Source organism: Veillonella sp. KGMB01456 (assembly GCF_023051165.1).
In the GTDB taxonomy this organism is placed as follows: domain Bacteria; phylum Bacillota; class Negativicutes; order Veillonellales; family Veillonellaceae; genus Veillonella_A.
In genome coordinates this window covers 1-25583 of record NZ_JALKIG010000031.1, presented here as the reverse complement: position 1 = coordinate 25583, position 25583 = coordinate 1, and the positions used below count along the sequence as shown (strand labels likewise).

The following is a 25583-nucleotide window of genomic DNA, read 5'->3' as shown; positions in this document are numbered from 1 at the left end:
AATTTATTGGGATTAATTTAAAAAAGCCACACACACTTTTTGTCCTATAAGCCTATCTTCAAACCGCATTATTGTTTTTAAGGGCGTATTTCGTTACAGCCCCTTTCTTTTTGCTTATTTTGTGCCAAAGAATTTTTTCAACTCGTCTAAAAACCGTGTCACTGTTGGTGAGAAGAGTCTGTGCGACGGGGTTACGAGGTACCATTTATTCTCGAGGGTCGGCACGATGGGGCGATAGGTAAGGGTAGGATGATGGGGTGGTAAAAGGCCGCTCAAGGTAACCGCGTAGCCCAAGCCTTGATCAACGAGGAACAGCATATTATTGATTAAATTATAGGTGGCCACAATGTTCAGATTGGAACGGCTGGTGCCAAAAAGTTCATAATCGACCGGATTGGCGAAGCCTTGGCGGGATAGAATCAGGGGCAACTCTTTCAGTTCTTCTTTTTGAAGTTCGGTCTTTTGAGTCAGTGAATCGTCCTGGCGCATAAGGAGGACGCTTCTATCGCTGCGACCAATGTAAAAGTAATCGTAGCCTTCACGGAAGTTAGGCTCTACTACGAGGCCGATGTCTAATAAGCCCTTGTCGAGTCGGTCCATAACAACGGTGTGGTCCCCGGAATATAAGTGCAGGTGAATTTGCGGATATATTTCTTGTAAGTTTTTGAAGCACTGAGTGATGTCTTTCATGTGATGGGTTTCGCCGCAACCAAAGTAGATATTGCCGTTTAAAAGCTCTGTGTCCTCTTTTAAAGCACCTTCGGTAGCGCTCACTAAATCAACGATTTCCCGTGCCCGTTGCTGTAGGTAACGCCCCTCTTCGGTGAGTGTTATTTTACGTTTACCGCGAATAAAGAGCACTTTGCCCAGTTGATCTTCTAAGTCCTTCATCTGTTTGGATAAGGTGGACTGAGTAATATGCAGCGTTTCCGCCGCTTTACTGATAGTTTCTTCTTGAGCGATAGTTAAGAAGTATACTAATAATCGCGTTTCTATCATGATAGTCTCCTTTCAGCGAAGTTTTCATACTTTTTAAAAAGCGTTCAATATATGTACTTTTATTTTACCATTCCTAAAAACGATGGTAAATAAGAACTAATAACTGCTAGTCATAAAATTGAGAAGGGGTTACAATGTAGACAGCTCAAGAAGAGAGCTTAAGAAAATTTTTAAGAAGCGTGTATCAAATGTAGTGTGCCAAATGTAGTGTACGAAATGTAACGTATTAAATAATAGTATCTAAAGGAGATGTTTAACTATGAGTAAATCATTAGTTGCTTATTTCAGTGTTACCGGCACGACTAAACAGGTGGCACAAAATTTAGCGGAAGCGATTGGCGCGGATTTATATGAAATTAAACCGGAAGTTGCTTATACGACAGCCGACTTGAATTGGACGAATAAGCAGAGCCGTTCATCGGTAGAAATGGCGGATATGTCATCTCGTCCGGCCATTCAAAAGCCGTTACCTGATATGAAATATAATGTTTTATATGTAGGTTTCCCAATCTGGTGGTATCGGGCACCATCGATTATTAATACATTCTTAGAAAGCTTTGATTTAACCGATGTGGTGGTTATTCCGTTTGCTACGTCCGGTGGCAGTGCTATGGGCAAAACCAATGAAGCTTTGAGCCCATCCTGTGTGGGCGCCGTATTAAAAGAAGGTCATCGTTTTTCAGTCCATACATCAAAAGATGAATTGAAACAGTGGTCCGAATCGTATAATTTAGGCAAATAAAAGAGCTGTTAGAGAGAGGGGTAAAACATTTGAAACGTATAAAGCGAATTAGTAAAATGGCAGTTTTGGGATTGCTTTGCATGAGTTTACAAGTAGGAGGAATGAGCGTAATGGCAGAAAATACACAAGAATTATCCAATAAAGAAATGCAGTTAGTAACAATCAGTAAATATACGGCAACCGGCGATCAGGCAAAATTGAAAGACGCTGTTAATGAAGCGTTGGATAAAGGTCTGACAGTTAATGAAGTCAAGGACGCTATGGTACAGTTATATGCCTATACCGGTTTTCCAAGAAGCTTAAATGCCTTGAATGTATTGATGAATACCGTAAATGAACGTAATGCTAACGGCGTGGCGACGGAAGAAGGCAAGGCAGCTGCTAAAACTATTTTAGGGGCTGACGCTATGGCGGAAGGCACGAAGACGCAGACTGAATTGGTAGGCGGTGAAGTAAAAGGGGCACTCTTTGATTTTGCACCGGCGTCTGATCAGTATTTGAAGAGTCACTTGTTTGGCGATATTTTTGCTTCTGATGTGTTGAACTGGCGTGAACGTGAAATTGTTACGGTAGCGGCATTGGAAGCTCTTTCCGATGTGGATTCGCAATTAAATGCACATCGCGGCATTGCTAAGCATAATGGCGTGACTGATGCACAGCTTAAAGCAATTTCCAAGGCTGTTCATGATGAAAATAATGTATCGCCGTTCCCGGCCGGTGCTTTTAATGAAGGCTATGCTCAATATTTCAGCGGTAAAAGCTGGTTGGCACCGCTAAATAGCGAAGAAGTGGGCATTCATAATGTAACCTTTGAACCTACCAGTCGTAACGATTGGCATGTTCATCATGGGGCCAGTCAGATTCTCGTCGTAGTGGGCGGTAAAGGTTGGTACCAAGAAGCCGGTAAACCGGCGCAAGCTTTAGCGGCCGGCGATGTGGTATATATTGCACCGGAAATCAAACACTGGCACGGTGCTACGGCAGACAGCTACTTCTCTCATTTAGCCATGACGGTACAAAAAGAAGGAGTATCGGTGACCTGGATGGAACCTGTTTCTGATGCGGAATATAAAGACCTTAAGTGGGAACACAAATAATATAAAGGCTTAGAATGTTAAAAATCCCGCTCCGGAATTTCGGAGCGGGGTTTGTTGTTTATTACGCAATTAATTGAATTTGATTTCTATATCTGGTTTTATACGAAACCAATCCAGTGCCAGTAAGTGGCTGCGTAAATGAGTAACATAATGTAGCCGATGATGGTAATCGGAATACCGGTTTTCATGAAGGTTTTTACTTCGTAGGTGCCGGAACTGTAGGATACCATGCCTTGAGGTGAGTTAACCGGCAAGATGAAACCGAAGCAGATGGAGAACTGCGCGATTACCGTAAGGCCGATTGGGTTAATGCCCGGCATGTTAACAGCCGTTACGATAGAGATTACAATTGGAATCATGGCCGAAGATAAAGCGGTGGCCGAAGCGAAACCTAAGTGAATCATAATCAAGAAGAGGGTAATCGTTGCCAAGAGTGCGAATATAGACAATGTTTCAAGGGCAAACATGTGAATGAACGCGTTGGCGAGCCACGTAGCGGCTTTTGTTTTCAGAAGTGCACTGCCAAGGCTGATGCCGGCGCCGAACATAACGATGGAACCCCAATCGATACGGCTTTGAGCATATTTCCAGTCGATAATACCGATACCCGGCATTAAGAATAAGGCAATCGCTACGATGGTTGTGGTGGTTGTATCATATTTGTGCAAATGACCGCCGGTAGCCCAGAAACCGAGCAAGATAACGGAAAGAGCCAGTAATTTCTTTTCGTTGAAGGTCATAGGACCGAGGTTCTGTAGATGTTGCTGTAATTCTTTTTGAGAACCTTCCAAATCATGTTCATCCGGCTTTAGGAGCCACATGGATAAGAAGTAGTAGATTACAATCATTACTAAGGAATAAGGGGCAGCTGCGAGCAACCAGTCAAGCCAAGATACAGTTGCGTTCAACTGCGAAGAAATAAAGCCGACAGCAACCAAGTTCTGTGCGGCTGCAGTCTGTACCATGATGTTCCAGAGGGTATCCGCCTGGGTAGCGCCGATAACGAGAAGGGCGGCGAGCTTACTTTGACGATTGATGCCTAAGCTGTCCAAAATACCAAGGATAATCGGAATTAAGCAGGCGAGACGGGCTGTCGCACTCGGTACGAAGAAGGACAAGATAAAACCGGTGAAAATAACGCCAATGTAAATGTGACTCGTTTTAGTACCGATACGGGATAATACGTTTAGCGCAATACGTCGGTCAAGGCCGGTTTTGGTCATGGACATGGAAATGAACATGGCTGCTGCCACTAAAGCCCAAGCTGGTGTGGAATAACCGGAAATGGCGATTTTTAGCGCATTGCTGGTGCCGAGAATTTTGGTCGGTGCGTCGATATTAGGTGCCGTCCCCAATAAAACTGCTGTCAAAGCTGTTAACATGGTGGCGCTTACCGGATAGGATACGGCACTGCTAATCCAAAGCACGATGGCGAAGAACAAGATGCCAATCATGCGGTGTCCGGCCGTGGATAAGTCGCTTGGCGTCGGTAGCATAAAATACCGATTAATACAGCAAAACTGAGAATAAGACCGATTAATTTACTTTTTGGATAACTCGAAGTTGGTGGTGTTGCCGCCGGAGTTGTCTGTGTACTCATGATTCATCATCTCCTTTTGGGAAGAGTTTATTCATATTAATAATAAACTCTGACGATAAACATTAATGAAGAAAAATAATAAAGTCGAAAATAATGCCAAATTACTCATAAAATAAGTGTCGCAAAACAAATCGGTCGGATGTTTTGCGAAGGATTTAGAGCAATTAAGAACTCTCTTTTTTCTGTTGTAAAACAACACGATACTCAATAAATACACATTGTGTTGTTACTATAAGATTTCGACAATACAGTGGGAATTCCTTCATCGAACTGTTTAAATTTAGTCGAAAATACACGAAATGTAAAAAACCTCCTATAACAGGAGGTTTTTTATTATAGTATTTTGTTAATGAAAGAGAATTGGCGAATTCATGCTGTTGGCAAATAAGTAGTTAATGATGGATTATAAACAATATGGCTAAATAATAGAGAATTCAAAGTTAATTGGCTATTATTAGTGGCTAATCTGTTGTTGATAACCCTTAATTGTTTTATTGGCCTGCATACTGCATATCTCATTATGAATACACGATTCGTCAAAAAATTATTGCTTATCGATGTTCATTCCTTTTAATAAGGCTTGTTCGGAATGCTCCATGTGGATGCGGGCAATTTCACGGGCTTGCGCCGGATTGCGATCGGCAATGGCTTCAACGAGCAGGCGATGCTCTTCCCAGGTTTTTACCAAACGCCCCGGTTGATTCATCGACATGGTACGGAAGCGCAAGGTTTGTTCGCGTAAATTGTGGATGATTTCCACGAGACGTTCGTTACGGGATGCTTTATAGAGTACTTCGTGGAAGTTAATGTCCGCTTCCACCACTTTGTCCATATTTTTTTCTTCCATAAAGGTACCGATTTCGACGAGCATGCGTTCTAAAAACTCAATCTCATCCGGTGTGATGCGCTCCGCCGCTAATTGGGCTGCCAATTCTTCAAGGGCGGAGCGGATTTCAAATACTTGTGTTACGTCTTTTAACGAAATGTCGGCTACATAGGTGCCGCGATGGGGAATCATAACAACAAAGCCTTCCAATTCCAACTTACGGATGGCTTCGCGCACCGGTGTACGGCTTACCCCTAATTCTTCGGCCAAAGGCACTTCCATTAATCGTTCGCCCGGTTTGAAAACACCGTCGCGAATGGCTTGACGCAAGGTTTCACATACAACTTCACGAAGCGGTTTGTAAGAGTTTAATACGATTGGTTGTAAACGTCCTAGATCTTTGTTCATTAGGCTAAAGCCTCCTTGCCGTGGGTTTTAGTAATTAAGGAAAGCCAATTGTGGCCGGCCGCTTTAATTTCCTCTTGCAACGTCAGTGCTTCGCGAGCCGCATCGAGATAAACGACCATGGTAGGACCGCTGCCGGTCATGATAGTGGTATAACCGCGGTCAGTGAAAAATTTCTTGCAACTTTCGAGTTCCGGATGAAGCGGGAAAATTAATTCTTCAAAGGTATTGCCGCTGACCTTCATAGCCTCTTTGATGTCGCCGTCGTTAATGGCTTTTTCAACGGCATCGATAGTTTGGCTGTTAAATTGCGATTCATTGTTAAAACGACTATAAGCCGCCGCGGTGGATATGGATAATTCCGGTTTTACCACGAGGAGCCAATGAGGTCTGCCGGTCGGCAAGTAGCTCAGTTCTTCGCCGCGTCCTTTACCACGCGCCGTGCCGCCCTTCATGAGGAACGGTACATCAGAACCGAGGCCGTTAGCGAGGGTCATGAGTTCGTCGTCGGTAAGGCGCAGGTCCCAGAATTTATTGAGCCCCAAGAGCATAGCGGCCGCATCGGAGCTGCCACCGCCAAGTCCCGCTGCAGGTGGTACGCGTTTTAATAAGTGGATGGCGCCGCCGGTAGTGCAACCCGTATAGGTTTGCACGGCCCGCAAAGCTTTCATGGCCAAGTTTGTTTCGTCATAGGCCATCATGTCGTTCATGTATTGAGGTAATTCCGGTGCGGAACCGGAGAAAACGACGGAATGATGTTTGGCAAAATAAATAGAATCACCCAAATAAATGGATTGGAAAATAGTATCGATATTGTGATACCCGTCATCGCGCTTATTGAGAATAGCTAAACCGATGTTAATTTTGCTGAAGCTAAGTTGCTCCATGGATATCCTCCTTTGTGTGATGAATGGATAGATTACTCGCTTTTATCGGTTAATTATCTAGTTGAAATTATAAGTTGGTTAGGTTAAGATGAACATAGATATATTATACCTTAATAGCTTCTATATTTAACTATAAATTATACGCTATTAACGGACAAATTTCAATTTTTCTAGGAGGAACTATGCAGTTCAAGTGGGGTCAAACCGTAAACGCCATAGTTATGACGACCATCGGTTCATTAATTTTTGCCATAGGGCTTGATGCTTTTATTGTACCACACAAGTTGGTATCCGGTAGCTTAAGCGGTGTCGCATTAATGCTTTATTATCTGACGGGAATTCAGGTCGGTACTTTGAATCTCTTGCTTAACTTACCGATACTCTGGGCTGCCTATCGCTGGCTGGGCCGTTTGCATTTGATGATTACCATCTTCGGAACGGCGGTAATTTCCCTCTTAATCAACGTCTTTGAATTTATGGCCGATTATCATATGACGCAGGATCCTTTGATTGGATCGTTGCTCGGTGGTATTTTATGCGGTCTCGGTCTTGGCATCGTGTATCGCTCCGGCGGTAATACGGGCGGCCTTGATCCGATTGCCATGATTATTCGCAAATATTACGGCCTTCAGATGGGCAGTATTATTTTTGGCATCAACTTTGTTATTTTAGTCGCAGCGGCTATAGTAATCAGTGTGGAAGCGGCGGCGATTACGTTGGTAAGCATTTATGTACAAGCTATGGTTACCAACAAAGTAGTAGTTGGTTTTAATCAGCGCAAAGCTATTTTTATTATTTCCACGTGTCCGTATAAAATCTGTGATGTTATTATTCACCAAATCGGTCGTGGCGCCACGATTTTAAACGGTGAAGGCGCTTACACGCATCAGCACAAACAGGTTATTTTGGTAGTTGTAGGCCTTATGCAGGTGGCAAAGTTGAAAGCGGCCGTGCAAAAAGAAGATCCGTCGGCCTTCATGATTTTATCCGATGCGGCGGAAGTTATCGGACAAGGTTTTACCATTCCGTTGGCTACGCCGGCTACGGTGAATGCCGCCATTGAGCGGTCCGTGCAGACCGGTGCTATGAGTGATGCGTTGCCGGAAGAACCGAGCGGAACAGGCGAACATAAAGCGTAAGTCCGCTATGGCAAAGGCCGGGCTGATACTTTGCAGAGGTTTAATATAGTTTTGATGTAGTTTTACTAGGAATTGAGAGATGAGTGAGTCAGATTTTTGACAACAGAGAATAGGGGGAGCAACATGGAAAAAGACTGGCGTACAACGATAAAGGTCATGATTTTGGTGACGTTCGGGACGATGCTGTTTTCCTTCGGGGTCAATTCGTTTATTGTACCTCATAAGCTCGTAAGTGGCGGTATCAGCGGCATTGCGTTGATGTTATATTACTTAACGGGTATTCAAATCGGTACATTGAACTTAATTTTAAATATTCCGATTTTGTATGCGGCCTATCGTTGGCTCGGTCATTGGCATTTAATGATTACCATCTTCGGTACGGTTGTTTCATCGTTCATGATTAATGCGTTTAGTTTTATGAACGTGTATCATTTGACGACGGACCCGTTGGTAGGCGCTATTTTAGGCGGGATTTTTACCGGTCTCGGCATGGGGACTATTTATCGGTCCGGCGGTAATGCGGGCGGCCTTGATCCCATTGCGTTGATTATTCGTAAGTATTACGGGCTACAAATGGGGAGTGTATCACTGGGTATCAACTGTGTGATTCTCTTTGTGGCCAGCTTCATAATCAGTGTGGAAGCGGCGGCCATTACGTTGGTATGCATTTATATTGCGGCCATGATTACGAACCGTGTAGTAGTCGGCTTCAGTCAGCGTAAAGCGGTATTTATTATTTCCTATAAACCATACAAGATTTGTGATTTGATTTTGTATCAATTCGGTCGCGGGGCTACGATTCTAAATGGTGAAGGGGCCTACACACATCAGCATAAGCAAGTGATTCTGGTTGTAGTCAGTCTCATGCAGGTGGCGAAGTTGAAAGAAGCGGTGCAAAAAGAAGACCCCACGGCGTTCCTCATGGTTACCGATGTGGCTGAAGTTATTGGCCGCGGTTTTTCCATTAAATCTTCAGCAGCCACGCAACAAGCCATTGAGCGTGTTCGGGCTCAGGTTGAAATGAATGATTAAATGAGTTTGGCGATACATGAAAGTTAAACGTTTATATTTTAGTAGATAGTCGTTCCTGATTTTAAGGAATTTTACAGTATATTCAATACAATTGGAGGCTGCACTATGGCACATGAATTAGCAGGTAAATTGGTTCGTCCGGAAGATTTGATTAACTTAGAGGCGGTAATTGAAGCCTATTATAACCAAAAACCGGATTATGACAAACCGGAACAGCGCATTTCTTTCGGTACATCCGGTCATCGCGGTAAATCGTTAGCGGGCAGTTTTAATGAGCTTCATGTGGCAGCCATTGCACAGGCTATTTGTGACGGGCGTAAGGAGTTTGGTGCCACCGGCGTTTGCTTCGTCGGGCATGATACGCATGCGTTGTCGGAACCGGCGTTGGAAACGGTTCTCGAAGTACTGGCTGCCAATGGTGTAGTGGCGGCGGTAGACGGTGAAAATGGCTTTGTACCGACTCCGAGTGTTTCGCGTGCCATCATTCGTTACAATGAAATTATTGATAAACAAGAGAAAATTGCCTTTGTGCCGGACTTTTTAAAAGAAAAAGTAGGTCACGGCAAAGCGGACGGCATCATCATTACACCGTCCCATAATCCGCCGGACCAGGGCGGCATCAAATACAATCCGATTAACGGCGGCCCCGCTGATACGACGGTGACGAAGTGGATTGAAAATAAGGCTAATGAATATTTGCAAAACGGCGGTGAAGGTATTCGTCGGGTGGCCATCGATGAAATTGATTCGGCGTTGCAATGGGAATATGATTACAAAGGTCTTTATGTTAAAGAGTTGGCTGATGTGATTAACATGGATGCCATTCGTAAAGCAAAACCTAAAGTGCTCATCAATGCTCTCGGCGGCAGCGGCATGGAATATTGGGAAGCCATCAGCGAAGAGTATGGCCTTGATTTAGATATTATTAACAATGAGTACGACCCGACGTTTAGCTTTATGCCTTATGACCATGATGGGGTTGTGCGTATGGATTGCTCCTCCGAATATGCCATGGCGGATGTGATTGCCAAAATCGGTGATTATGATTTGGCCGTGGGAAATGATCCTGACTACGATCGTTACGGTATTGTTACGCAAGATGGCCTTATGGCACCAAATCACTTCTTGGTGGCAGCCGGCGCGTATCTGTTCTTGAATCGCAGTTGGCAGGGTAAAGGTTTTGGGAAAACCGCCGTTGTGACTCAGATGGTGGATAAATTCTGTAGCGATAACGGCATTAAAGTGTATGAAGTGCCGGTAGGCTTTAAGTATTTTTCTTCGCTGTTATTTGACGGCACCATCGGTATCGGCGGCGAAGAAAGTGCCGGTGCTTCGTTCCTCAAAAAAGATGGTACGGTTTGGACCACGGATAAAGACGGTATCATTATGGGCCTCTTGGCCATGGAAATGTTTGCCGTTACCAATGGCCTGACGCCGGATGTTCTCTATACATTCCTTACGAAACGTTACGGCGATCCCGTGTTTGAACGCATTGATGCTCCTTGCAGTAAGGCTGCGAAGGAACGGTTGAGTCAATTACAATCGAGTGATGTGACGGCTACGGAGCTTGCCGGTGAAGCGATTGAAGATATTCGCACTACCTCGCTGTATGGTGACTATGCTATCGGCGGATTGCGCATTACGACGGCCAATAGCTTTTTGGTAGCCCGCCCGTCCGGCACGGAAGACTTGTATAAGGTGTATGCAGAAACATTCCAAGGTGATGAGGCGTTGGCACAACTTTTGAAAGCCGGTCAGGAATTGGTTGATGAAGTAACGTCCCGCTAGCAGTCTATATGGTATTGCGCCACGAATTGTGGTATAATATAACATCATTGAAATTAGAGAGTACTGATAATGTAGGTATAAGGGAAAGGTGAATCGCATGAAAGTAGTTGTAACCGTAGTAGGGGTAGACCGAGTAGGTATTATTGCGCGTGTAGCTACCGTATTGGCTGAGAACGATGTAAATATTGTATCGATTAACCAGACGATTTTAGACGGTATGTTTAACATGATTATGATGTGTGAAGCTAAGGATCAGACAGCTTTACCTAAAGTGCAGGCAGCTTTGAAAGCTGAAGGGGAAGCTTTGGGCGTTCAGATTCAGGCGCAACATGCGGATATCTTCCTCAGCATGCATCGTATAGGGTAGGTGATGATATGTTAAGTATTGAAAATATCCTCGAAACCAACCAGATGATTCATGACAATAAATTGGATGTTCGTACCATTACGATGGGCATCAGTTTATTGGGGTGTACAGCCGTAGACGGCAATACCCTTTGTGATCGTATTTATGATCATATTACTAAAGAAGCGGAACACTTGGTAGCCACCGGTGAAGCCATTGAGCGCGAATACGGTGTGCCGATTATTAATAAGCGCGTATCTGTTACGCCGATTTCACTTGTGGCGGCGGGTAGTGATTTAATCAATTATGTGCCCGTAGCCAAAGCCTTGGATAAAGCAGCCAAAGCTGTGGGTGTTAACTTTATCGGCGGTTTTTCTGCCTTGGTAAGTAAAGGTTATACCGATGGCGACCGTCGTTTAATTGCGTCCATTCCGGAAGCCTTGGCGACGACTGATTTAGTATGCAGTTCTGTAGGTATCGGTTCCACTAAAGCGGGCATCAATATGGATGCCGTAGCAGAAATGGGTCGTATTGTTAAACAAACAGCCGAACTTACAGCGGACCGTGATGCTTTCGGTTGTGCTAAGCTTGTTATTTTTTGTAATCCTGTTGAAGACAACCCGTTTATGGCCGGTGCCTTCCATGGTGTTACGGAAGGCAATACGACGATTAGCGTCGGTGTCAGCGGACCGGGCGTTGTTAAGCATGCCTTAGAAGCAGTACGGGGACGACCTTTTGACGAAGTGGCGGAAACGATTAAACGTACGGCTTTCAAGATTACGCGCGTAGGTCAATTGGTGGCTCAGGAAGCGTCGCGGCGTTTGGGTAAGCAGTTCGGGATTATCGATTTATCCTTGGCGCCTACGCCTGCTGTAGGTGATTCGGTAGCGCATGTTTTGGAAGAAATGGGCATTACCTCTTGTGGGGCTCATGGCACCACGGCGGCATTAGCTTTGTTGAATGATGCGGTTAAAAAAGGCGGGCTCATGGCATCGTCTCATGTAGGCGGTCTCAGCGGTGCGTTTATCCCTGTAAGTGAAGATAAAGGCATGATTGATGCCGTATCCGTAGGCAGTTTAAGTTTAGAAAAATTAGAAGCCATGACCTGTGTGTGCTCTGTAGGGCTTGATATGATCGCCGTACCGGGGGACACATCGGCAGCTACTATTTCGGCAATTATTGCCGATGAAGCGGCTATTGGCATGATTAATAATAAAACAACAGCTGTTCGTTTGATTCCGGTTCCGGGTAAAACTGTGGGCGAAATGGTTGAATTCGGCGGCTTATTGGGCTATTGCCCAATCATTGAAGTAAGTCCGTTTGGGGCGGAAGAGTTTATCCAGCGCGGTGGACGAATTCCGGCACCTGTACGCAGTCTTACGAACTAAGAACGAGCACGAGGAGGTGCGGTAATGACGGTGTACGTGTGGGCATTCGTGGTGGCGTTGGTCATCTCGTTTGCGATTACACCGCTGATTAAAAGGTTGGCGATTAACATTGGGGCTATGGATAAGCCGGATGCGCGTAAGGTGCATCACGGTTCCATTCCTCGCTTAGGTGGCTTGGCCATCTTTATAGGCTATATTGTTTCGGTCCTCTATACCGTAAAAGATTTGCAGGCCGTAATGGGACTCTTATTGGGTTCCGTTGTGCTTGTGGGTGTCGGTATTTGGGACGATGTGAAGCAAATTGGTCCAAAAACAAAATTAACAGGTCAAATTTTAGCGGCGGTTGTAGTCGTGGCCTTTGGTAACCAGGTTGAATTTATTACCAATCCTTGGGGTCATGTGTTCTACTTGGGCTTTTTGTCGATACCGCTTACCATCTTTTGGATTGTAGGCTTTACGAATATTGTAAACCTTATAGATGGTCTTGACGGTTTGGCAGCCGGCATTTCATTGATTTCAAGCCTGACTATTTTCACAATTTTGTGGCAAATGGGCCAGGTTGACTTAGCGTGCGTTGCGTTGGCTTTGGCCGGTGCGGCGCTCGGTTTCTTGCGTTACAATTTCAACCCTGCAAAAATCTTCATGGGTGATACGGGCAGTATGTTATTGGGCTATACAATGGCCACAATTTCCGTTATGGGTGCCGTAAAAACGGCCGCCACCATTTCGTTGGTAGTACCGGTAATTGTATTAGGCCTGCCTATTTTAGACACTACCTTTGCCATCATTCGTCGTAAGATTAACGGCCGACCGGTATTTAAACCGGATAAAGGCCATATGCATCATCGCCTGTTGGCACTCGGCTTGTCGCAAAAACAAGCTGTATTGTTGATGTATGCCGTTACGGCGTTGTTGGGCTATGTAGCTATTTTGTTGGCAAAAGTAAATATATTGGTCGGCATTATTATAGTGTTGGCTATTTTGTGTGTTTGCGTGTTTATTGCAACTAAATTGGGGATGATTGCGAAAGATGAAGTCATTGCCGAGGAAAATAGAGCAGCAAATAGACATTAATATAGGTGCGCTTGTACGCTTGTACAAGCGCCTTCGTAGCATACAGGGTATGTAGGCTGGCTAATCATGGGAGGTATTATTACATGTTGAAAGTTATGACAATTTTTGGGACCCGTCCCGAAGCGATTAAGATGGCGCCGGTAGTTAAGGCTTTACAAGCTGCTCCGGATATGGAAGCGATTGTGACGGTAACGGCACAGCATCGTGAAATGCTCGATCAGGTTTTGGATTTATTTGCGATTACGCCGGACTATGATTTGAACATCATGAGTCAGGGCCAAACTTTATATGATGTGACAACCAGAGCCTTAGAAGGGCTAAAGGATGTGTTAAAAGAAGCAAAACCTGATGTAGTACTCGTTCATGGTGATACGACAACTACTTTTGCCGGCGCGTTAGCCGCTTTTTATCAGGAAATTCCGGTAGGCCATGTAGAAGCCGGCCTCAGAACGGGTAATATTTACTCACCGTTCCCTGAAGAAATGAACCGCAAATTGACCGGGTCTTTGGCAACCTATCACTTTGCGCCGACTTCCAGTGCGGAAAAGAACTTGATGAAAGAAAATATCGGTTCGGCTCATTTATATGTGACCGGCAATACCGTTATTGATGCCCTTCAGACTACGGTTAAAGATAACTACCAATTTGAAGAAGATTTGCTTAATAATTTAGATTATAAAAATCGTCGTATTGTGCTCGTAACGACCCATCGTCGTGAAAACCTCGGTGAACCGATGCGTCATGTATATCAAGCCATTCACCGCTTGGTCGATGAATTTGATGATATTGAAGTCGTATTCCCGGTACATAAAAATCCGAAAGTTCGTAAAATTGTTAAAGAAGTATTGGGTGATGTAGAACGCGTTCACTTAATCGATCCGCTCGAATATGAACCGTTTGCCAATTTAATGGCTCGTTCTTACTTATTGATGACCGATTCCGGCGGGATTCAAGAAGAAGCACCGGCTTTGGGCAAACCGGTATTGGTACTTCGCAATACAACGGAACGTCCGGAAGCGGTAACGGCCGGAACAGTACGCCTGGTAGGGACTGATGAAAATACGGTCTATGATACAGCCCATCGATTATTGGCGGATAAAGATGCTTATGATGTGATGGCCAACTCCGTAAATCCGTATGGTGACGGTGTTGCGTCCAATCGTATTGTTGAAGCACTGCGCTTTGAATTTTTGCATAGCGGTAAAAAACCGAGCCGTTTCGGTTATTAATTTATAGTATTTAGGTAGTAAATAGCTGATGTTATTAACGCCCTCAGTTATATATATCAGCTAATGTATCTACCGCTCGTAAGGCCGTTTTTTTACTAAAAACTTTGAAAAAACGGTCCTTGTATTCGTAAAAAGTATACACAACATTCTTAAATATAATAAAAAGATTAGTGATGAATTATAATTAAAAACGAAAAAAGAATCGATGAACAGCTTGAAACTTATATTGTTTTAAAAATTGAATTCATTAATAATTTTTATAATAAGAAAATTGGATAAAAGTATACTTGTTATAGGTATATTGGCTAAACGTATGACAAAATGTTATAATTTAGTGAAAGTTGAATTTTGTTATAATAAAGAAGTTAGAGATTAGTAGTATTCATAGTTTCCCCGTTTTAACCATCACAAAGAAGGTGATTCCAATGAAGCGACTCGATCCAACCACACTAAAAGCACTGAATGTGGCCTTATCGGCAGGTTTCTCCCTGTTGGTCAGCATTCTGGGCTGTCTGGCTATAGGCCGTGGCTTAGACTATCTGTTTGATGCGTCACCATGGTTTACGCTGATAGGAGGGCTAGTAGGAGGATTAGGAGGCCTGTACTCCTTGTATCTTCGGGTTGTGTCGTGAGGGGGCTTAATCGTGGAGGTATTCTTGGATTTTGTAAAACGTATGACTTGTTACCTTATCGTGGTAACCGTAGCATCTACATTATTATTAGAAGTCTTTGATTACGAGAGATACATTTTAGGCTGGGTTTGGGGTTGTGCTATTAATTTATTATATTTATTGATTTTAGGTTTATGGGTTTATAAACTTCGCCATAAAGAACTACGTACTATTGAAAAAGCGACTAAGCTGGGTACTTTAATTCGTATTACGCTGGTCGCCATCGGCACCTTGCTGGCCGTTTATTTATTTGAGAATTTTCCGTTTGTACCATATATGTTGGGCTTGATGCTATGGCGTCCGTTGACGATATACGAACGCATCCGGTATAACCAAGCGGATAGTCCCAATGTGATTTAATGTGTATTAATCAAAATTTCGATAGAGTAATGGGGTAGCAATATAGGCGAAAGGAGGTGAACTTTATGGAATTACATACCGGGACTCATGACGTCGTTCACATGTGGGGCATGGCTTTTAATATGGATACTATCTATATGACTTGGGTAGTGTTTGCTATTATTATAGTCGTTGCCTTTTTTGCTACACGGCAGGTTAATATGGTTCCATCAGGCGTACAAAATGTAGTTGAGTTTATTTTAGAAGCTATTGGAAGTCAATTAAAAGGTCCTTTAGGTAAACACTTTAGTAAGGTAAGTTCGCTACTATTTACTTTCTTTGTTTTTATCTTAGTAAGTAATGAATTGGGGCTGATACCGAGTCCCCATATTTTGACATCGCCTACTAACGATTTAAATACGACCTTAGGTCTGGCCTTGGCCAGCTCAGTGAGTATTTGGGTTATTGGGGCAAAGATGAAAGGACCGTCTTATTTTAAGCATTTCTTTCAGCCCTTTGCCGTATTTGTTATCTTCCACATCATGGAAGAAATCTCTAAGCCGGTGACGCTCAGCTTTCGTCTATTCGGCAACATTGTAGCAGGTGAAATTGTATTAGAGTTGTTAAACGGTTTGGCACCGTATTTGACACCGATTATTTGGCTCGTATTCAGCTTATTTGTCGGCGTTATTCAGGCCTTCGTTTTTACAATTCTCGTGACGTCATACTTGGGTATGGCAATCAACGATGAGGAACATTAATCACCACGGTATTACCAACCATTATTTTGAGTATCTCAGGTTGTATTCGTAACATTTTCTAGGAGGATTTTATTATGGAAAAAGCAATTTTGTTGTCAGTAAGTGTATTCAGTGCTTGTTTAGTGGCAGGTTTGGCAGCGATCGCAGCAGCTATTGGTGATGCATTGGCAGTTCGTAAAGCATTTGAAGGTATGACTCGTCAGCCTGAAATGGCCGGTAAGATTATGACTAATTTATTTATTTCCATCGGTTTGATCGAATCTATTCCTATCATTGCTACCGTTATCGCCATCGTACTTGTATTTACTGATGTTATCGTTGGTAAATTATAATTCGGTTCTTTATTAAATTGAACAGACATAAGAAGGCAAGTTATAATTCCAAGTTTAAGAGGGGGTTACGCCGTTGGTAGAAATAAACGGTACATTGCTGGTTCAATTTATCAATTTCTTTATTTTAGTTGCTATTTTAGCAAAATTTGCGTTTAAACCTTTAGTCGGTGTGATGGAAGCCCGTCGCAAGAAGATTGAAGGCGATTTGGCGAATGCACAGGCTACTTTGGATTCTGCGGAAGCTACCAAAAAAGAGTATGAAGCACAATTAGCCAATGCTCGTAAAGAAGCTCAAGCGATTGTTGAAAAGGCAGCCCAATTGGCTGAACGGAATACGCAGGCTCAAATTAAGGAATTAAAAGAACAGCTAGTACGTGAAAAAGAAGAAGCTCGTAACGAAATTGCCCGTGAACAAGCAAAAGCTATGGAAAAAATGCGTGAAGATATGATTTCACTTTCTATGGCCATTGCCGGCAAAATTGTTGCTAAGAATATGGATAGTCAAGCCAATGTGGACCTTGTTAAAGAAGCCATTGAAAAGCTTGACAGTAAAGCATTAGGGTGATTGGTATGAGCGTAGACATTGTAACAGATAAATACAGTACCGCTATCTTTGAATTGGCGCAGGAACAGCAAATTCTGGAACAAATGGAAACGGATCTTTCCTACGTAAAAGAAGTTATGGATACGCAGCCTGAATTAGGCACCTTATTGTTGTACCCGGCCCTCGATGCAGAGGCAAAATGCAATGTTTTGGCCAAAATATTCGGTGAAGCCATTAATACGATGGCACTTAACACCTTATTTGTTATGGTCAAACGCGGACGCATACGGTATATTCAGTCTGCCATTGCTGAGTTTATTAACAAAGCACGGGAAGCACGTGGCATTTTCTCCGCCACTGTTACAGTGAGTGAAGCAATGCCGGACGAGATTTATACGCAGTTGGCCGATAAATTAAAAGCGATTACGGGTAAGCAATATATTTTTACAATCAAAGTGGACCCAACCATTCTGGGCGGCTTTATTATCCAAATTGGTGATACGCGTATTGATGCAAGTTTGATGCGTCGTATGGAGGATTTAAAGAAATATTTGCTTAAGTCCGATACAACAGAGATTGGGGTGAATGGTTAAGTATGAAAATGAAGCCTGAAGAAATTACTGCCATAATTAAACAGCAGATTCAGGACTATGATGTGGAACTTAACGTTGATGATGTGGGTACCGTACTCGAAGTAGGTGACGGTATTGCGCATATTTACGGTCTTGAAAAGGCCATGGCAGGTGAATTGTTAGAATTACCTCATGGTGTTTATGGGATGGTACAGAACCTCGAATTAGATAACGTAGGGGCTGTATTGTTAGGTAATGATTTCCTTATTAAAGAAGGGGACCAGGTACGCCGTACAGGTCGTATCATGCAGGTTCCTGTAGGTGAACAACTTATCGGTCGTGTAGTTAATGCCTTGGGTCAGCCGATTGACGGCAAGGGATCCATTACGGCAGAAGATCATCGACCAATTGAATACCCGGCACCGGGCATTGCGGATCGTAAATCCGTATTTGAACCGTTGCAAACCGGTTTGAAAGCAATCGACGCCATGGTACCTATCGGTCGTGGCCAGCGTGAACTTATTATCGGTGACCGCGGTACCGGTAAATCGGCGATTGCCATCGATACCATTTTGAATCAAAAAGGTCAGGATGTAATCTGTATTTATGTGGCTATCGGTCAGAAAGAATCTACCGTAGCTCGTGTAGTACAGAAATTACAGGAAGCCGGCGCTATGGATTACACTATCGTAGTATCGGCCGGTGCCTCTGAAGGCGCTCCTATGCAGTATATTGCTCCGTATGCGGGTGTTGCCATGGGTGAACATTTCATGTACCAGGGCAAACATGTACTTTGTGTATATGATGATTTATCCAAACAGGCAGCGGCTTATCGTGCCATGAGTTTGTTACTTCGTCGTCCACCGGGACGTGAAGCATATCCAGGGGACGTATTTTATTTACACTCTCGTTTGTTAGAACGAGCTGCTAAATTATCTGATGAATTGGGCGGCGGTTCCATTACGGCCTTGCCGATTATTGAAACGCAAGCCGGTGACGTATCCGCTTATATTCCTACGAACGTAATTTCCATTACGGATGGTCAGATTTTCCTTGGCACCGATATGTTCTACTCCGGGATTCGTCCGGCTGTTGACGTAGGTTTGTCTGTATCCCGTGTAGGCGGTAGCGCCCAGATTAAAGCGATGAAACAAGTTGCCGGTAAATTGCGTCTCGATTTGGCGCAATATCGTGAGTTGGCAGCCTTTGCTCAGTTCGGCTCCGACCTTGATAAATCGACCAAAGCACAGCTTGATCGCGGCGAACGTTTGACAGAAATGTTAAAACAGCCTCAGTACTCACCTCTTAAAGTTGAAGAACAGGTAGTTTGTCTATATGCCGGCATTAACGGTTACTTTGCCTCTATTGAAGTAGCCGATGTTCCTGCATTCCAGAATGAATTATTGCGTTATGTTCACAGCAACTACAGTGAAATTTTAACGAATATTCAAACATCCAGAATCTTAGACAAAGATACGGAAGAACTTTTGATAAAAGCGATTAATGAATGCATTGAATCCTTTGGTACTTCCCATCACTTGATTACTTCTGAGGAGGCGTAGGCGATGAGCAGTGCACAGGATTTACGTAAGCGCATTAAAAGTGTTACGAATACGCAGCAGATTACGAAGGCCATGAAAATGGTAGCGTCTGCTCGATTGCGCCGTGCACAGGCCAAAGCAAAATCTACGGAACCATATGCAGAAAAGTTAGGTCAAATCCTCACAAATGTATCTGCTACATTAGAACCTGAGGTGTTGGCGTCCTATCCGTTAACCGCGGTACGCGAGGTTTCGCGAACCTTATATATTCTGATTGGCGCCGACAAAGGCTTAGCTGGTGCTTATACCAGTAATTTGATTAAATATTTTGCACAGGAAACTCGTGAAAAAGCACCTGATACGTATGAGACGATTACGGTTGGTCGTAAGCCGACTGATTACTTGAAGTATCATCAGTATCCGGTAACGAATTCTCATGTAGGTTTTTCCGACAAACCGGAATACAGCCATGCTAAACAAATTGTAGATGAAGCATCTAAGTTGTTTTTAGAAGGCGAAGTTGACGAAGTTATCTTGATTTATACTCATTTCGTAAACTCCTTAACGCAGAACGTGACCAGCGTGAAATTATTGCCGGTTGTCACGGAACCGCATCATGAAGGGGAGCTTAATGAGCTATATATTTATGAACCTTCAGAAAAAACTATTTATGACCAATTGTTGCCTAAATATTTGGAAATTACTGTGTATAACGCTTTATTGCAAGCTTCCGCCAGTGAGCTTGGCGCTCGCATGACGGCTATGACTTCTGCAACAGATAATGCAGGGGATTTAATCAGCTCACTTAATTTGGAATACAATAAATTACGACAAGCCGGCATTACCAATGAAATTTCTGAAATTGTCGGTGGTGCTAATGCCTTGCAATAGGTATAACTACAAAGGAGGAGAGACCTCTTAAATGAGTAATAATATCGGTAAAGTTGTACAGGTTATCGGACCGGTAGTCGACGTTCTCTTTACGGCGGGAGAGCTTCCGGCTATTTACAACGCAATTCATATTAAAAAAACAAGCGAATCCGGCAAAGACGAAGTGATTGTGGTTGAAGTAATGCAACACTTAGGTGATGACACCGTGCGTGCCGTTGCCATGAGTTCTACGGATGGCCTGACTCGCGGTATGGAAGCGGTGGACACAGGAGCCCCTATTTCCGTGCCGGTTGGTGATGGCGTGCTTGGCCGTATCTTTAACGTACTTGGTGAAACGGTTGACCATGATGATACGCCGGTAAAGGCGTCTGAAATGTGGCCGATTCATCGTCCGGCCCCTAAATTTGATGATTTAGCTCCGGAAACCACCATTTTAGAAACAGGTATTAAGGTCGTTGACCTTATTGCGCCGTATGTAAAAGGTGGTAAAATCGGTTTATTCGGCGGTGCCGGTGTAGGTAAAACCGTATTAATCATGGAATTAATCCATAATATCGCAACGGAACATGGCGGTTACTCCGTATTCTCCGGTGTAGGTGAACGTACTCGTGAAGGTAATGACCTTTGGAACGAAATGAAGGAATCCGGCGTTATTTCCAAAACAGCATTGGTTTACGGCCAGATGAATGAACCACCGGGAGCGCGTATGCGTGTAGGCTTAACGGGCCTCACCATGGCTGAATATTTCCGTGACGTACAGAAACAGGACGTACTCTTATTCATCGATAACATTTTCCGTTTCATTCAGGCCGGCTCGGAAGTATCCGCGTTGCTCGGTCGTATGCCGTCGGCCGTAGGTTACCAACCAACCTTGTCCAATGACGTAGGGGCCCTTCAGGAACGTATTACCTCCACTAAAGAAGGTTCCATTACGTCCGTACAGGCCGTATATGTACCGGCCGATGACTTGACTGACCCGGCTCCGGCTGCTACGTTTGCGCATTTGGATGCGACCACCGTATTGTCCCGTTCCATCGCTGAAATTGGGATTTATCCGGCGGTGGATCCGCTCGACTCCACCAGCCGTATCTTGGATCCGTTAGTATTGGGCGAAGAACATTATAAAATTGCCCGCGGCGTACAGGAAGTATTGCAGAAATATAAAGATTTACAAGATATTATCGCAATCCTCGGTATGGAAGAATTGTCGGAAGAAGATAAATTGACCGTTGCCCGTGCCCGTAAAATTCAACGTTTCCTCAGCCAGCCATTCTTCGTAGCCGAAGTATTTACCGGTTCGCCAGGTAAGTATGTACCGCTTAAAGAAACTTTGCGCGGCTTCAAAGAAATCTTGGAAGGTAAACATGATGATTTACCGGAAAATGCATTCTACATGGTAGGCACCATTGATGAAGCCATTGCTAAAGGAAAGGAATTGACGGAGAAGGGGGAATAGTTCATGAGTGAAGGCAAGACCATGCATCTCGATGTAATTACCCCTGATAAAAAGGCCTTTTCGGGTGAGGTTAAATTTGTGGTAGTGCGCACTGAATTGGGCGAACTCGGTATTTTACCGCGCCATGCCGATTTAGTGGCAGCCCTTGAAATTGCACCGTTGCGCATCGATTTACCGGACGGTACGCGCCAGTTTATGGCTAACTTCGGCGGTTTTATGGAAATTAAAAACAATGTAATTACCATTGTAACGCCGAATTGCGAATTGCCTGACGAAATCGACGAAGACCGTGAAAACGGGCTAAAGCACGTGCGGAAGAACGTTTGAAATCAAGAAATGCAGACATAGACTTCCATCGCGCTGAGCTCGCACTACAACGTTCCTTATTGCGTATTGATGTTAAGCACAAAGTATAAGTCATACGCGTAAGTACAAAAAAACAAATACAATTTAGGGACTGCTTCGGCAGTCCCTTTTTTGATGTAGTATAAAGTTTGTATTGCTTAATTATGAATTAAAATAGAGGGTCAAAAAAGTAAATTGGCGGTCCGGGGAGGAAAAAAAAGATGAAAAGATACTCCCAAAAGTACTATAGGAGTGTACTGATTTATAGTTGTTAATTTTGGTTTGCTATAGTTTAGGGCTATAGCAACAGCGGGCTGTGATTTTAAGCCTATATATTTTTGATTCAGTTATATTGCTGACTTTTGCCATAAATTGCACTAAGTATACACTTTGAAATATGACGTAAAACTGCTTACAAAGTGTCCACTGTGAAAAGAATGACGTAAAACTCTTGTTGACAGCTTTTTGAATGATTGGTATAGTTATCACATCGAAACGACAACGAGTCATCGATAGCCTACATCAACATACAGTATCGACGATGAAGAGATAAGTAAACGCAGGGCGTTGGCACAGAGAGTCCCGTAAGGTGGAAGGGGATGCAAAAGAATGCGAAGAAAATGGTCTTGGAGTATCCGAGGTGGAATGCGCAAGCTTTAGTCTCGGCGGATGCAACCGTTATAATGCCACGGTATAATCTTACAACTGTAAGACGTACCGGCTGAGGGCAGAGCCGTGAGGTTTTGCTAAATCAAGGTGGTAACACGTTATAGACGTCCTTGTTCACAGCGGTGAATGGAGGATGTTTTTTTATACCGAATTTAGAGGTAACCGATACGCGCCAAACATCAGCCAACATCATACCGGTAAAGCATATCGGTAAACTTAGGTAAATGTTGATAGTCTTAACAGCTGTAAACGAACAACGGAGTTGAGAGGCCGTTGCTCGGAGGGGTAGCTGGTTAATGAATCTGTTAGGCACTGAGAAATGAGTTTTACAAGTTTGAGAAAGATGAGAGACGATGAACTTAGGGAGGAGGGATGCACAATGCCCATAACGGTAGTGAAGGATTTACCGGCCATAAAAAAATTGGCAGAAGAAAACATCTTCGTTATGGATACGGCAAGAGCCGAAACACAAGATATTCGGCCACTACAAATTCTAATCGTTAACTTGATGCCGACCAAAGAAGTGACGGAAACGCAAATTCTAAGAGCATTAAGTAACACGCCGTTGCAACTGGACATTACCTTGCTGCATATGGCAAGCCATAAAGCGGCCCATACATCAGAACATCATTTGAGTTCCTTCTATCGAACCTTCGATGAAATCAAAGAACGCTATTTTGACGGTATGATTATAACCGGCGCTCCCATTGAGCTGATGCCGTTTGAAGAAGTAAATTACTGGCAAGAGCTGACAGCCATTATGGACTGGCGCGAGGATCATGTATATTCGACACTCTACATCTGCTGGGGTGCTCAAGCGGGACTGTATTATCATTTCGGAATTGACAAAGAACTGTTGCCGACGAAGTTATTCGGGGTTTTTGAAAACGAGGTCCTTAATAAAAGGCCGATGTTGCTTCGCGGTATGGATGAAGTTTTCTACATGCCCCATTCAAGGCACACGACGGTACCGGTTGATGAGATCAAAGCCAATCCGGAATTAGAGATTTTAGCAGCCTCTGACAAAGCCGGTGCCGCCATAGTTCGTAGTCTGGACAACAAACACATTTTTGTGTTTGGCCATTCGGAATACGATAGGGATACCTTACAGCGGGAATATGAACGGGATAAAAACTTGGGACTCGACATCGATGTTCCTGAAAATTATTATCCTAATGATGACCCGACGAAGGCGCCCATCGTGCGTTGGCGGTCGATGGGAACGCTGATTTTTACAAACTGGCTCAACTATTATGTATACCAAGAAACACCGTACATAATTGAGCAGATTCAAAAAATGAAACAGCAACGCAATCAAAATCATACACAAGCTGTTTAAAGTAGTGTAAAGACCAAGCTTAATTGGTCGAAATAAAAATGGTATCGACAGCCCAAGCGGCTGCTATATATAAAACAAAGAGAGATAAAGGGATTGTCGGCGTGAGAAACCGACGTTGAGAAAAGGAGAGATTTTATTATGAGCAAACAGTACAAATTCGAAACAATCCAATTACATGAAGGTCAAGTTATCGACGAAACAGGCGCCCGTGCCGTGCCGATTCACCAAACTACAAGCTATGTATTTAAAGACGCACAGCAAGCGGCTGACCGTTTTGCCCTTCGCGATCCGGGTGCCATTTATTCCCGCCTCGGTACACCGACTAACGACGTCCTTGAAAAACGTATAGCTGCTTTAGAAGGCGGTGCCGGTGCTTTATCCGTAGGCTCCGGTTCGGCAGCCATTACTTACGCTATTGAAAACGTGGCCGGTACCGGCGATAACATCATCGCTGCCTCCACTTTGTACGGTGGCACATATAACTTATTCAGCTCTACCTTGCCACGTTTTGGCATTACTACTAAATTTGTAGACCCTGATGATTTGGACGGTTTTGAAAAAGCCATCGATGACCGCACGAAAGCAATTTATGTGGAAACCATCGGCAATCCGAACATCAACCTTATCGATATTCAAGCAGTGGCGGATATTGCCCATAAACACGGCATCATCCTTATCGTAGACAATACTTTCGGTACCCCATACCTCATTCGTCCGATTGAGCATGGTGCCGATGTGGTAGTTCACTCCGCCACTAAATTCTTAGGCGGTCACGGTACAACTATTGCCGGTGTTATCGTTGAAAGCGGTAAATTCGACTACAAAGCCAGCGGTCGTTACCCTGATTTCGTAGCCGGTGACGTTCATTACAATGGCCTCGTATATGCAGACCTTCCAATTCCGTTCACCGTAAAAGTACGTGCTCAGTTGCTCCGCGACACCGGTGCCGCTTTGACACCGCTTGCAGCATGGCTCATTTTACAAGGTGTTGAAACCTTATCCTTACGTGTAGAACGTCATGTTGAAAATACGCGCAAAATCATCGACTTCTTGGTAAATCATCCAAAAGTTGCTTGGGTAAACTATCCGGAATTGAAAGACAGCAAATACAAAGCCTTGGCTGATAAATACTATCCAAAAGGTGTAGGTTCTATCTTCACTTTCGGTATTAAAGGCGGCAAAGATGAAGGCATTAAATTCGTAGATGCTCTTGAAATCTTCTCCAATTTGGCCAACGTAGGTGATGCTAAATCCCTCGTAATCCATCCATCCAGCACAACTCATGCGCAGCTTAATGAAGAAGAACAAAAAGCGGCCGGCGTAACACCGGACATGATCCGTATCTCCGTGGGCATTGAAAACGTGGAGGACTTAATCGATGATTTGGCACAAGCTTTGGAACACGTTTAAGTCGACAAATCCGGCTAAGAATGAATACGCCTTTACTTTGTACTGGTGGTATTAAAAAATAAAATTAACTAAGCCCTTGAGGAAATATTGCTCCTCAAGGGTTTTCTTTGTACGCCGAATAGGCATGACAAAACCCCCAGTTAAACTGGGGGTCGGTAAAA

General features: G+C 43.8%; 24 protein-coding genes and 1 pseudogene. 21 read left to right on the top strand and 4 right to left on the bottom strand.

Annotated features, from left to right (window positions below):
• Positions 1-114: 114 nt before the first annotated feature.
• Positions 115-999, bottom strand: coding sequence for a LysR family transcriptional regulator (locus tag MXE28_RS08695; protein WP_226974223.1), 885 nt, complete (start codon positions 997-999; stop codon positions 115-117).
• Positions 1000-1258: 259 nt separating this feature from the next.
• Between MXE28_RS08695 and MXE28_RS08690 the strand changes: the two genes are divergently transcribed.
• On the top strand, positions 1259-1741 hold the full coding sequence (locus MXE28_RS08690; protein WP_226974224.1) for a flavodoxin: 483 nt from the start codon (positions 1259-1261) through the stop codon (positions 1739-1741).
• Positions 1742-1851: 110 nt separating this feature from the next.
• The gene (locus MXE28_RS08685; protein WP_247240050.1) at positions 1852-2838 is read left to right on the top strand and encodes a carboxymuconolactone decarboxylase family protein; all 987 of its coding nucleotides are present in this window, start codon (positions 1852-1854) and stop codon (positions 2836-2838) included.
• Positions 2839-2936: 98 nt separating this feature from the next.
• On the opposite strand, the pseudogene MXE28_RS08680 reads toward MXE28_RS08685, so the two are convergent.
• The 3 genes and pseudogenes from MXE28_RS08680 to ispE all read right to left on the bottom strand — a co-directional run bounded on the left by MXE28_RS08680 (position 2937) and on the right by ispE (position 6556).
• Positions 2937-4438 (bottom strand): annotated as a pseudogene (locus tag MXE28_RS08680) (DASS family sodium-coupled anion symporter).
• A gap of 544 nt (positions 4439-4982) precedes the next feature.
• On the bottom strand, positions 4983-5672 hold the full coding sequence (locus MXE28_RS08675) for a GntR family transcriptional regulator (protein ID WP_021841633.1): 690 nt from the start codon (positions 5670-5672) through the stop codon (positions 4983-4985).
• Complete coding sequence (ispE, locus tag MXE28_RS08670; RefSeq protein ID WP_021841632.1) at positions 5672-6556, bottom strand: 4-(cytidine 5'-diphospho)-2-C-methyl-D-erythritol kinase; 885 nt, start codon at positions 6554-6556, stop codon at positions 5672-5674. The genes MXE28_RS08675 and ispE overlap by 1 nt, the downstream gene beginning before the upstream one ends.
• 182 nt (positions 6557-6738) lie before the next feature.
• On the opposite strand from ispE, the gene MXE28_RS08665 reads away from it, so the two are divergent.
• From MXE28_RS08665 to MXE28_RS08575, 19 genes are all read left to right on the top strand, one after another.
• Positions 6739-7695, top strand: a complete 957-nt coding sequence (locus tag MXE28_RS08665) for a YitT family protein (protein ID WP_021841631.1) — start codon at positions 6739-6741, stop codon at positions 7693-7695.
• A gap of 123 nt (positions 7696-7818) precedes the next feature.
• Positions 7819-8727, top strand: a complete 909-nt coding sequence (locus tag MXE28_RS08660; protein WP_021841630.1) for a YitT family protein — start codon at positions 7819-7821, stop codon at positions 8725-8727.
• 105 nt (positions 8728-8832) lie between these two features.
• Entirely contained in the window at positions 8833-10515 is a 1683-nt protein-coding gene (locus MXE28_RS08655) for a phosphoglucomutase (protein ID WP_021841629.1), read from the top strand.
• Positions 10516-10612: 97 nt separating this feature from the next.
• The gene (locus MXE28_RS08650) at positions 10613-10882 is read left to right on the top strand and encodes an ACT domain-containing protein (RefSeq protein WP_021841628.1); all 270 of its coding nucleotides are present in this window, start codon (positions 10613-10615) and stop codon (positions 10880-10882) included.
• An 8-nt stretch (positions 10883-10890) separates the two neighbouring features.
• A complete protein-coding gene (locus MXE28_RS08645) occupies positions 10891-12249 on the top strand; it encodes a PFL family protein (RefSeq protein ID WP_021841627.1) in 1359 nt (452 codons plus the stop codon).
• A gap of 24 nt (positions 12250-12273) precedes the next feature.
• Entirely contained in the window at positions 12274-13323 is a 1050-nt protein-coding gene (locus MXE28_RS08640) for an MraY family glycosyltransferase (protein WP_021841626.1), read from the top strand.
• Positions 13324-13406: 83 nt separating this feature from the next.
• Positions 13407-14552 (top strand): UDP-N-acetylglucosamine 2-epimerase (non-hydrolyzing), encoded by a 1146-nt coding sequence (wecB, locus tag MXE28_RS08635; RefSeq protein ID WP_021841625.1) that lies wholly within the window; start codon positions 13407-13409, stop codon positions 14550-14552.
• Positions 14553-15208: 656 nt separating this feature from the next.
• Positions 15209-15583 (top strand): ATP synthase subunit I, encoded by a 375-nt coding sequence (locus MXE28_RS08630; protein ID WP_247240049.1) that lies wholly within the window; start codon positions 15209-15211, stop codon positions 15581-15583.
• Positions 15584-15648: 65 nt separating this feature from the next.
• The gene (gene atpB, locus MXE28_RS08625; protein ID WP_127058710.1) at positions 15649-16323 is read left to right on the top strand and encodes a F0F1 ATP synthase subunit A; all 675 of its coding nucleotides are present in this window, start codon (positions 15649-15651) and stop codon (positions 16321-16323) included.
• Between the two features lie 74 nt (positions 16324-16397).
• The gene (atpE, locus tag MXE28_RS08620) at positions 16398-16655 is read left to right on the top strand and encodes a F0F1 ATP synthase subunit C (RefSeq protein ID WP_247240048.1); all 258 of its coding nucleotides are present in this window, start codon (positions 16398-16400) and stop codon (positions 16653-16655) included.
• A 73-nt stretch (positions 16656-16728) separates the two neighbouring features.
• Positions 16729-17220, top strand: a complete 492-nt coding sequence (gene atpF, locus MXE28_RS08615; RefSeq protein WP_127058712.1) for a F0F1 ATP synthase subunit B — start codon at positions 16729-16731, stop codon at positions 17218-17220.
• A gap of 5 nt (positions 17221-17225) precedes the next feature.
• The gene (atpH, locus tag MXE28_RS08610) at positions 17226-17792 is read left to right on the top strand and encodes an ATP synthase F1 subunit delta (protein WP_156703915.1); all 567 of its coding nucleotides are present in this window, start codon (positions 17226-17228) and stop codon (positions 17790-17792) included.
• Positions 17793-17794: 2 nt separating this feature from the next.
• Positions 17795-19333, top strand: a complete 1539-nt coding sequence (atpA, locus tag MXE28_RS08605) for a F0F1 ATP synthase subunit alpha (protein ID WP_021841618.1) — start codon at positions 17795-17797, stop codon at positions 19331-19333.
• 3 nt (positions 19334-19336) lie between these two features.
• Positions 19337-20203: an ATP synthase F1 subunit gamma gene (gene atpG / locus MXE28_RS08600; protein WP_021841617.1), complete on the top strand. Its 867-nt coding sequence runs from the start codon at positions 19337-19339 to the stop codon at positions 20201-20203.
• 31 nt (positions 20204-20234) lie between these two features.
• Complete coding sequence (gene atpD / locus MXE28_RS08595; RefSeq protein ID WP_247240047.1) at positions 20235-21659, top strand: F0F1 ATP synthase subunit beta; 1425 nt, start codon at positions 20235-20237, stop codon at positions 21657-21659.
• A gap of 3 nt (positions 21660-21662) precedes the next feature.
• A complete protein-coding gene (gene atpC, locus MXE28_RS08590; protein WP_247240046.1) occupies positions 21663-21986 on the top strand; it encodes an ATP synthase F1 subunit epsilon in 324 nt (107 codons plus the stop codon).
• Positions 21987-22603: 617 nt separating this feature from the next.
• Complete coding sequence (locus MXE28_RS11580; RefSeq protein WP_264294629.1) at positions 22604-22729, top strand: hypothetical protein; 126 nt, start codon at positions 22604-22606, stop codon at positions 22727-22729.
• A gap of 323 nt (positions 22730-23052) precedes the next feature.
• Positions 23053-24012 (top strand): homoserine O-succinyltransferase, encoded by a 960-nt coding sequence (metA, locus tag MXE28_RS08580; protein ID WP_247240044.1) that lies wholly within the window; start codon positions 23053-23055, stop codon positions 24010-24012.
• Between the two features lie 138 nt (positions 24013-24150).
• Positions 24151-25422: an O-acetylhomoserine aminocarboxypropyltransferase/cysteine synthase family protein gene (locus MXE28_RS08575; RefSeq protein WP_021841613.1), complete on the top strand. Its 1272-nt coding sequence runs from the start codon at positions 24151-24153 to the stop codon at positions 25420-25422.
• The last annotated feature ends 161 nt before the right edge of the window (positions 25423-25583 follow it).